This is a genomic window from Bacteroides cellulosilyticus DSM 14838, from assembly GCF_000158035.1.
In the GTDB taxonomy this organism is placed as follows: Bacteria; Bacteroidota; Bacteroidia; order Bacteroidales; family Bacteroidaceae; genus Bacteroides; species Bacteroides cellulosilyticus.
Window position 1 is genome coordinate 213,888 of record NZ_EQ973495.1, and the last position, 10,212, is coordinate 224,099.

Annotated in this window: 9 protein-coding genes and 1 pseudogene; 7 read left to right on the forward strand and 3 right to left on the reverse strand. The window is 43.4% G+C overall.

What is annotated here, in order from left to right; translation table 11 throughout:
* Nucleotides 1-80 precede the first annotated feature (80 nt).
* The 5 genes and pseudogenes from BACCELL_RS23200 (at nucleotide 81) to BACCELL_RS23215 (ending at nucleotide 3,508) form a co-directional block, all read left to right on the forward strand.
* Nucleotides 81-893, forward strand: coding sequence for a helix-turn-helix transcriptional regulator (locus BACCELL_RS23200; RefSeq protein WP_007214562.1), 813 nt, complete (start codon nucleotides 81-83; stop codon nucleotides 891-893).
* A gap of 99 nt (nucleotides 894-992) precedes the next feature.
* Nucleotides 993-1,409 (forward strand): LbetaH domain-containing protein, encoded by a 417-nt coding sequence (locus BACCELL_RS23205; protein ID WP_007214563.1) that lies wholly within the window; start codon nucleotides 993-995, stop codon nucleotides 1,407-1,409.
* Nucleotides 1,410-1,556: pseudogene (locus BACCELL_RS27835) on the forward strand (sugar O-acetyltransferase); the annotation flags it as partial.
* 5 nt (nucleotides 1,557-1,561) lie between these two features.
* On the forward strand, nucleotides 1,562-2,728 hold the full coding sequence (locus BACCELL_RS23210) for an aldo/keto reductase (protein WP_007214564.1): 1,167 nt from the start codon (nucleotides 1,562-1,564) through the stop codon (nucleotides 2,726-2,728).
* Nucleotides 2,729-2,851: 123 nt separating this feature from the next.
* A complete protein-coding gene (locus BACCELL_RS23215) occupies nucleotides 2,852-3,508 on the forward strand; it encodes a flavodoxin (protein ID WP_007214565.1) in 657 nt (218 codons plus the stop codon).
* A 783-nt stretch (nucleotides 3,509-4,291) separates the two neighbouring features.
* Here BACCELL_RS23215 and BACCELL_RS23220 read toward each other — a convergent pair.
* The 3 genes from BACCELL_RS23220 to BACCELL_RS23230 form a co-directional block, all read right to left on the reverse strand.
* Entirely contained in the window at nucleotides 4,292-5,650 is a 1,359-nt protein-coding gene (locus tag BACCELL_RS23220; RefSeq protein WP_007214568.1) for an ATP-binding protein, read from the reverse strand.
* 168 nt (nucleotides 5,651-5,818) lie between these two features.
* The gene (locus BACCELL_RS23225) at nucleotides 5,819-6,835 is read right to left on the reverse strand and encodes a FecR family protein (protein WP_394372945.1); all 1,017 of its coding nucleotides are present in this window, start codon (nucleotides 6,833-6,835) and stop codon (nucleotides 5,819-5,821) included.
* A gap of 11 nt (nucleotides 6,836-6,846) precedes the next feature.
* Complete coding sequence (locus BACCELL_RS23230) at nucleotides 6,847-7,467, reverse strand: RNA polymerase sigma factor (protein WP_007214570.1); 621 nt, start codon at nucleotides 7,465-7,467, stop codon at nucleotides 6,847-6,849.
* A 291-nt stretch (nucleotides 7,468-7,758) separates the two neighbouring features.
* On the opposite strand from BACCELL_RS23230, the gene BACCELL_RS23235 reads away from it, so the two are divergent.
* Together BACCELL_RS23235 and BACCELL_RS23240 are read left to right on the forward strand one after the other, a co-directional pair.
* A complete protein-coding gene (locus tag BACCELL_RS23235; protein WP_044154334.1) occupies nucleotides 7,759-8,799 on the forward strand; it encodes an acyltransferase family protein in 1,041 nt (346 codons plus the stop codon).
* A gap of 3 nt (nucleotides 8,800-8,802) precedes the next feature.
* Complete coding sequence (locus BACCELL_RS23240) at nucleotides 8,803-9,978, forward strand: DUF418 domain-containing protein (RefSeq protein WP_007214572.1); 1,176 nt, start codon at nucleotides 8,803-8,805, stop codon at nucleotides 9,976-9,978.
* Nucleotides 9,979-10,212 lie beyond the last annotated feature (234 nt).

Consider the following 10,212-nt stretch of genomic DNA (forward strand, 5'->3'; position numbering starts at 1 on the left):
TTCCGAGAAAACATTGAGCTTCACAACAAATAAAAAGCAAATATAACTTGCTACCTTTGCAAAAATAAAAGGCTGACAATATGGAACAATTAGATGTATTCGATTGCTTGAATGTGCTTATAGCGAGCTATTTCACCGATGACCGGGGGTGTGCCCACGAAAACAGGGAGCATACGCTTATTTATCTATGCTCCGGCGAATTGGAAATAGAGGAACGGGGAAAGAAAACCGTTCTGCATCCGGGAAATTGCGCTTTCATGCGGCGTGATAACCGGATGTGGCTGCAAAAAAAGGTTGAGGACAATAAGCCCTACCGCTCCGTCGTGCTGAAATTCACAAAGCCTTTTCTGAGGGAGTTTTACCATACACTCAACCAACAACAGATACCGGCCGACTCCAAGCGTGAAAAAGCAAGTCTGCGTGTATTACCGAGTAACAGACCCGACATTCGGTCGCTGTTCGAATCGGTTATCCCTTACTTCGATGCGGGCGAAAAGCCTTCCGAAGATGTACTGAAGTTAAAAATGACCGAGGGGCTGTATGTACTGCTCAATACCGACAGGAACCTCTATGCTTCGCTGTTCGATTTCATGGAACCATGGAAAATAGACATTCTCGACTATCTGAATGAGAATTACATGTATGACCTCTCGATGGGGGAAATCGCGAGTTATACAGGACGCAGTCTGGCAACCTTCAAACGTGATTTTGCCAAAGTGAGCGATTTGACACCGCAGAAATGGATTATCAGACGTCGTCTGGAGGCAGCGCACGGCCTGATAAAATCGGGCAAGAAAAGAGTGACGGAAGCCTGTTTCGATGTAGGCTTCAAGAACCTGTCGCATTTCTCCAAAATATATAAGGAAGCCTACGGTGTAGCTCCGTCATGGTAAAATGAACTTCAGGACAAAATTAATTGAGCCTCGTAGCAAAGTTGTTACGAGGCTCTCTTCGTAACAACTTTGCACCAGAACATTAAACGAAGCATCATTATGAATGAAATTTTTGCAAGAGACTTGAACGGAGAAATTGTTTCCCCGTCGGATCAGGGATACGACGAGTTAATAAACTCCATTTGGGATACAATGAAAACAGCGGCCGAACTGAACAACGGCTACCATACACCGGATGAAGTCCGCCGGATACTGGGAGAAATCATCGGGCAGGAAGTGGATGAGTCCGTAACCTTACTACCTCCGTTTTATGTGGATTACGGCAAGCATATAAAGATAGGTAAAGGCTGCTTTATCCAACAGTGCTGTACGTTTTTCGGACGTGGCGGCATTACACTCGGCGAACATGTTTTGGTCGGTCCGAAAGTAAACATCATTACCATCAACCATGACTCCGATCCGGAAAACCGCAGTGCGACTTACGGCCGTCCCGTTGTCATTGAGGATAAAGTTTAGATCGGTATCAACGCCACGATTCTCCCCGGTGTCAGAGTCGGATACGGCGCTATCATAGGAGCAAACAGCGTAGTAACCAAAGATGTGCCGCCCATGACCGTTGTTGCGGGCAATCCGGCAAGAACAATCAAGGAACTAAAAAAATAAATAGCATGAAAGAAGAAAACAATAAAATGAATATCAGTCGTCGCGGATTTCTCAAGACGGCAGCACTGGCAGGAGCCGCATTGGCCATGCCCACCGGACTGGACAAGGTATTTGCCGCTGAAACGAAACAGACGGCAGCATCTGATAACAATAGCGATGTCGCCCACATTACGGGACATCGTATATTGGGTAAGGGCAAGGCAGCTTTCGAAGTGTCGGCACTCGGTTTTGGCGTGATGGGCATGACCTACAACCGTAGCCAGCATCCGGACAAGAAGCAATGCATCCGGTTGCTGCACGAAGCAGTGGATCGCGGTGTAACGCTCTTCGATACCGCCATCATCTACGGGCCGCTGACCAACGAGAATTTAGCCGGAGAAGCACTGGCCGAGTTCAAAGGCCGGATTAACGTAACGACTAAATTCGGACACGAAGTAATCGACGGAAAAGGCACGGGACGTCAGGACAGTCGGCCTGAGACCATCCGTCGCTATTGCGAAGAGTCGCTCCGTCGCCTCCGGCTTGATTCGCTTCCCATGTTCTACCAGCACCGTGCCGACCCCAACACCCCGGCAGAAGAGGTAGCATCGACTATTGCCGACCTGATGAAAGAGGGCAAAGTACAACACTGGGGCATGTGCGAAGTCAACGCCGAGACCATCCACAAGGCTCATGCCGTTTGCCCGCTGACGGCCATCCAAAGCGAATATCACCTGATGCACCGTCTGGTGGAGGAAAACGGAGTGCTCGACGCCTGTCGGGAACTGGGAATCGGCTTTGTTCCATACAGCCCGCTGAATCGGGGATTTTTGGGCGGCTGCATCAACGAATACACGTTTTTCGACCCAAACAACGACAACCGACAGACCCTGCCGCGCTTCCAAGCGGAAGCAATGCGGGCAAATACCCGCATCGTGAATGTGCTGCAAGCCTTCGGCCGCACGAGAGGCATGACCTCGACACAAGTAGCACTCGGCTGGTTGCTCCAGAAGGCACCGTGGATCGTACCGATTCCCGGAACAACGAAACTTGCACATCTGGAGGAGAACCTGCGCACACTGGAATTTACACTTTCTCCCGAAGAGTGGAAAGAACTGGAAAACGCTGTTGCCGCCATTCCCGTTGTCGGAGACAGATACAATGCCGAGCAACAACGGCAGGTAGGTCGCTAAAACAAAACACATTGAGCCTCGCAACAAAGACGTTGCAGGTCTTTGCTTTTATCTTTGCATCAAAGAAACAACTAAAAATAACAGATATGAAAATGAAAGTTTTATTTTAATATGTAAGAAGCCATGAAAAAGTACCTGTATTTATTATTCGCCGTTTTTGTAGCGGTGGAATTGAGCGCCTGCTCTACCGATAGTAACGAACCAGATGGTCCGCAGACCGAAGTTCCGACACCTACTCCCGATCCTGATCCGACTCCTGACCCCGATCCGACAACGGGTAAAACCCTTATCGTGTATTACAGTTTCACGAACAATGTGCATACGATTGTCTGTGACTTACAGACACAGATAGAAGCCGATGTGATAAGAGTTGAACCGGCCGAAGAGGGACTCGACTATGCCGCCAACAACTATGCCATCGGAAGCGCGTTGATTCAGGCAATCCGGAACCAGCCGAATGACGCGGCATCTTATCCTGCAATCAAACCTGTGGAGGTGAATATCGCCGATTACGACCGGATTATCATAGGCGCACCCCTTTGGTGGAGCAATATGGCCGCCCCATTGCAAACATTCCTGTTTCAATACGGCAACCGGATGGGAGGCAAAAGTATCGGTCTGATCGTATCAAGCGCAAGCAGTGGAATCAGCAGTGTAGAGTCTGATGCCAAACGGCTCATTCCGGAAGGCAACTTCCTGACTCCAAGTCTGTGGATACGCTCTTCACAAACGTCCAACTGCCATTCGCTAATTGCCGGCTGGCTGAATCAAATCAATTAAAATACAGATTATGAAACGGTTATTTATATCTTTATTGCTGTTCATTCCGGTAATGACTTTTGCCGGATGCAGATATTAGCACCATAAATAAAAAAATAATTCAAAACGGGGCTGAAACACTTGACTTCGCCTTTCTGATGTAGTATCTTTGTAGAAGTTTAAAATGAAACTCTAATATAAACTTAAAACTTTCGTAAATGGGAAAAATAAGACCTTTATAACGAAACATTAAACAGTGCATAAAATTGACAATATATTCAGCTAAAGTAGGAGTTAATCCATATAATCAACCGATGGTTTACTCCTAAGCTATTCAGGTGGATTATAGTTAATACGGGTGACTTTCACCCCAAACAAGACGGGTATAAAAGGTAAAAGGCGGTCATTCTCATGAAGAATTATCGCCTTTTTTGTATACATATATTCTATTTTAGTTTTAAGATCGATTTCTACGCTGTTAATAAATGTCGGCAACATTCTTAAAAAACATTCCTCTTATTCTTTAAAAACGTTGTTCACGGTTATTAATGGGGCATACAGAATAGTATTGAATTATTACCTATTTTCATATTTCCGAAATTGGTCCGACTTCCTCTTTAACGGAGATAAAACAGAACGTATGGATTAGCTCGTCATCAACCTTCCGACCAAGGATATTCGGAGCCAATATTTTCAAGTTAGTCAACCGATCGTCACCAAGCTGATATATTGACATCAGCCACACATTTTTTTCATATTACCGCTCTTCATAGACTTATCTCTTCATATTTACACTTTTATACACTACAAGCAGAAGGTCATATAGGCCGGTAAATAGACCACCCCTTCTTTCACGCTCAAGTTTTTAGGATGAATCACATAGCTCCCTCCTATACGCTGATGAAAACTCTCGTTGAAGCGGGTGAGCGAGCGGATGGTATATTTATCATTTGACTTTACCTCTATCGGAAAAATTTTATATTTCAATTTGCTTTGGTTCGAAAGAATAAAGTCTATTTCCACATCGTTGCGGTGCTTCTCCTCATTGTAGCGAGTGTAGAAGTAGAGCTTGTGCCCGGCAGCCACAAGCATCTGCGCAATTACGTTCTCATAGAACATGCCCTCGTTTACAGATAGTTTTCCCAACAAGATTTCCCGGTAAAGTTCTCCATCGGAAATTTCATTCTCGTCAAACGTATGGCTGATGAGCAGCCCTGTATCACCCATATAACACTTCACATATGTCCTATCTTCATTTAACGAGAGCCCCACGTTGGGGTCCGAACAATTAAAGCATTCGTTGGCAATCATCGAATCGGATAGCCAGAAGAAGGTATCGTGATACTTAGGGAAACTTGCACCTTTTTCAATGCGATTCATCACCACTCGTCTTTCCGAGCGCGACAAAAAAGCCGGAATCTGGTCAAAAATACTCAATACGCTCGACCTATAACCGGAATTTATCTTCATTATGTCATTGCGGTAGAGTGTCAGTATATCTCTTTTTTCCATATCGGCCATCTCGAAACTTCGGTTGTTCTCCATGTAGGCCGACAAACTTTTCGGCATACCGCCCACGATCATGTATTGCCGAAACAACAACATGGCCTTGGCGTGGAGTCCTTGTTCCAAAGGCACTCTTTTATCGAAGCATTGGCGGATATATGTCATCAATGGTTCCTCATCCATGGCCCAGGCAAACTCCTCAAAATCCATGGGATACATAGTTAGTGCCCTCTCTTCTGAGGGAATGGTTATGTCCTTTACATTTTCCTTTATGGAGATGAGCGAACCAGTCTCTATATAGTCGAACCGCCCGTCCGCCACCAGATACTTTATCGCTTGCCGTGCCTTAGGAAATTGTTGTATCTCATCAAAGATAATGACGGATTCTTTTGAATAAAGTTTCACTCCATATTCCGAAGAGAGAATAAGGAAAAAGGTGTCGAGGTCGTTCATGTAATTATTGAAAGCCGAAACAACCGAGTCGCTCACCTTATTGAAGTCTATCAAAAGATAACTCCGGTATTCATTCTTTGCAAACTCTTCCACAAGGGTAGACTTGCCTATTCGTCGGGCACCTTCTATCAGAAGTGCCTTAGTACCTGCTGCCTGATGTTTCCAAGCAAGTAGTTTATTGTACAATTTACGTTTAAATATCATGCAATTCAATATTTATCATATAGCCAATGCACAAAAGTAAGGATACTTTCTGTAATGCGCAAGTTTAATAAGACGCAAATCACCTGCAATGCGCACTTTACTGAACGGAATTTTACCTGCAATACGCACTTTTGCTTCACATATTGTTTACAACTCAAATCTACATAATCAATGCATTAGACGGGAATCCTCTTTTTTTCTTGTGACTATCACTTCCTTTTCAGCCTCTTTATATTCAAACCGTAACGGCGCAATCTTTTCCAGATCACCCAGAACTTTTTCGAGAAGCGTATTCTCTGATGTAATCGTAAAGTATACATCCCAAACTGACTGGTCTTCTATCTTGAAGTCCACATCATACCAACGATTCAGCACTTTGATAACTTCGGACAGCGGGGCATCCTTGAAAGCTATCACATTCTTTTTCCACAAGGAAGACAGATGAATATCAGCATGTCGGGTAATGGTACAACGCTCACTTTCTTTGTTATAGACAAGTTTCTCACCGGGTTTCAACGGATATTTCTTATCTGAAGCAAGTGTCAGATTAACACGGCCTTCGTCCAAACAGACTGTGATATCCTTATTCTCCGGATAAGCCTGAACATCGAACGAAGTTCCCAGAACATGCACGGCAGGCCCGTTAAGATTGACAATGAAAGGTCGGTGGGAATTCTTTGAGACTACAAAATAGGCCTCGCCCTCCAGATAGACTTCACGGCTGGACAGCGCAAATTTCTTTGGATACTTCAGGCGTGAATCTGAATTTATATAAGCACGTGTGCCATCCTGAAACATCATTTGCAGGCGCTCACCTTTGGGCACATAGATTTCTTCGTAACCGGAATCACCCAGCAGATCGACACGGGTATTCACCTGGACAAACAGCCCTATCAGCAGCACAAACGGAATGAGTACGGCTGCCACACGGAAGGTAATCCTGCGGATGCGTTTCTGCCGGATGTTGCGGCGGATACGGGCAAACATCTCTTCGGACGGGATTTCGTGATTGACATAGAGTTCTTCGAATCCTTGTTTGATCTGTACGGCATCACGGTCCATACTTTTAGCCAGATAGGCCGCACCCTCATCGGTAGCAAACCAAGCCGCTACGATCCGGGCAACTTCAGGAGTAGATGTCCCTGCCAGCACTTCCTGTATCTGTTTTTCTGTAGGTGTATTCATATTCTCTGTACTCATACTGTTAAATAGACACTTAAATACCTTAACAAGGTGAGGTACGTAACAAAAATTAGCAATTTACCCAAATGGGCGCGCAGCAGTTTCAGCGCATCAGAATAATGGGTTTTGATTGTATTGATAGAGAGTTTCAGGCGGTCGGCTATCTCCTGGTTGGAGAGTTCTTCGCGCACCTTCATCAGGCAGATTTCCCGCTTTTGGGGCGGCAACATATCGACTGCTTTATAAAAGATGGACATCAGTTCTTTCTTTTCCAGACTGTCGACAAGTGTATCTTCGTAAGCAGGCGCACCCTGAGCTATCTCATAATTCTTGGTAAGGGCGGTATTCTCATTGCGTATCACATTGAGTATATGATTTTTAGTCATTGTTATCAGGTAGTTTCTCAGGCTGATGCCTACCCGAAGCTCCGAACGGAATTCCCAGAAACGGGTAAATACGTGCTGCACAGCGTCTTCTGCCATCGCGGAACTCATCAAATAGCGATAAGCCAATGCGTAAAGCAATTTGTGATATTTATTGTAAACCGCAGTAAATGCCTCTACATCTCCCCGCTCCACTTTAGCAAAAAGTGTTTCATCGTCAATATCAGGTATTTGCGGGGCTTTACGCTGCATTTAAACTGTGTTTTTAAGGTTAAAAGATAGAATGATGCGGGCAAATATACTCATTTTGGATAAAGGTGGGGTATGGATGGGGGGTTTTTATTATACTTTCTAAAAAGAGAATACTATATTTGGTATTTTATATCAAGAGACTTGCATAATTAGCACATGTAAGTCTTTTTTTATGATAAAATGCGAAAATCCACTAAAAAAGAACAGCCTAAAAGACATTAATCTTCCTCTTTTCGTATATTTGAGGAGTCAAAATAAAAAACATCCAAAAAGGCTACAAAATACAGAGCTATGATAAATACACTTACCTCCTTACGGTTTATATTTGCTTTGATGGTATTTGGAGCACATTGCTATACTATAGATAAATTCTTTGACACCCATTTCTTCAAAGAAGGATTTGTGGGTGTCAGTTTCTTTTTTGTGCTAAGCGGCTTTATCATAGCCTACAATTACCAGAAGAGATTCAGTGAAAACAAGATAACCAAACGGGCTTTTTGGGTAGCACGCATCGCACGTATTTATCCCCTACATTGGCTGACCCTATTTATCGCCGTCGCCTTAGGAAACTATGTCATTGCATCAGGAGCGATAGATTGGCTCAAACACTTCTTAGCTTCACTCACATTGACAAATGCCTACATTCCAAAAGCCGACTACTTTTTCTCATTCAACAGCCCTTCGTGGAGCTTATGTTGCGAACAGCTATTTTACCTCTGCTTCCCATTCCTGATACCCATAGCAAAGGATTATAAAAAATTGCTCTGCGTTTTCTTAGTTTCTGCCGTATTGATTGTGATCGGCATGCATTTTACGCCGGAAACCGATATAAAAGGATATTGGTACGTCAATCCGATTACCCGGTTACCAGATTTTTTAGCCGGCATGCTGCTGTTTCAATTGTACGACCGTTTGAAAGGTAAAAACATCACTGCATATCAAGGAAGTATTATTGAAATAGCATCTATCGCTTTATTTTTAGCCTTTTATCTCTATGCGGCTGAAATACCCAAAGTGTATCGGTATTCCTGTTACTACTGGCTTCCAGTTGCATTTCTTCTGATCAGCTTCTCTCTACAAAAAGGTATAGTCTCACGCCTCTTATCCAACCGTATTTTAGTGATTGGCGGAGAGATCAGTTACAGCTTCTATCTGATTCATCTTTTTGTGCTGCTGTCCTATGCAGAATGGCAAAAAGGAAGTAACTTTCATATAGCATGGTATATTTCTATTCCGATCTTATTCTGTATCATCGTCCTATTAAGTTTACTCTCCTACTACTATTTTGAAAAACCGATGAATAAACGAATTAAAACATTACTAAATAAATAATTCATGGAACAACTAAGCAACAAGAATCCTCGTATCGAGGTAGTAGATGCCCTACGAGGCTTTGCCGTAATGGCTATCCTTTTGGTTCACAGTCTTGAACATTTCATTTTTCCCGTTTATCCCACAGATTCACCAACTTGGCTAAACATATTGGACCAGGGAGTATTAAGCGGTGTTTTCACCCTATTTGCCGGAAAATCTTACGCAATCTTCGCTCTCCTGTTCGGATTTACATTTTACATTCAGAGCAATAATCAGAAGAAGCAAGGCAAGGACTTCGGTTATCGTTTCCTATGGCGTTTAGTTCTGCTGGCTGTATTTGCAACATTAAACGCTGCTTTCTTTCCTGCCGGAGATGTATTATTGCTATTTGTAATTGTCGGGCTTGTCCTGTTCTTTACCCGGAATTGGAGTGATAAAGTTATTCTCATCACTTCCATTATCTTCTTGTTACAACCTGTTGAATGGTATCATTACATAGCCAGTTTGATCAATCCCGCACATCAGTTACCGGACCTGAAGGTAGGCGAAATGTATGCAGAAGTAGCAGAGTACACTCAGGCCGGCAACTTTTGGGATTTCATCTGGGGGAACGTTACTTTAGGTCAGAAAGCCAGCTTATTATGGGCAGTAAATGCAGGACGCTTTTTCCAAACAGCCGGATTATTCCTCTTAGGCTTCTACATCGGCAGAAAGCAGCTTTTCGTCACGACGGAAAAGAATCTCCATTTCTGGATAAAGATACTGATAATCTCCGCAATCTCTTTTGCTCCTCTCTATGCCCTGAAAGAGTTGATTATACAGAACAGTGCAATCATACAGCAAACAGCCGGAACTGCATTCGATATGTGGCAAAAGTTAGCTTTTACTTTCGTACTGGTAGCTTCATTCGTATTGCTTTACCAACGTGAAAAGTTCAGTAAAACCGTCAGCAGCCTGAGATTCTACGGAAAAATGAGTCTTACGAACTATATATCCCAATCCATAATGGGAGCACTGATTTACTTCCCGATTGGTCTGTACTTGGCTCCTTATTGTGGATATACGCTCAGTCTGCTAATCGGATTTTGCATGTTCCTGTTGCAAGTAAAATTCTGTAAATGGTGGTTAAGCAAACATAAACAAGGTCCATTAGAACATATCTGGCATAAATGGACTTGGATGGGGACAAATAAATAAGCAATAGTTCCCTATAAATAGCCTTCTGGTGAGTGCGAAGACGAAGTTCGTATCCGCCAGAAGGCTTTAATATGAAAGATGTCTACTTATGACAAGAGTTGTAAGTTTATGGGAAAAGATCGTTTTTAAATTGCCCCACACAAAATTGACGATATCTGAGATATTACCCTGTAAACTTTCTCATAAGAAACAGCTATGTTTTGCTTCATCATATGCTCAATAAGGCGGCTTTCT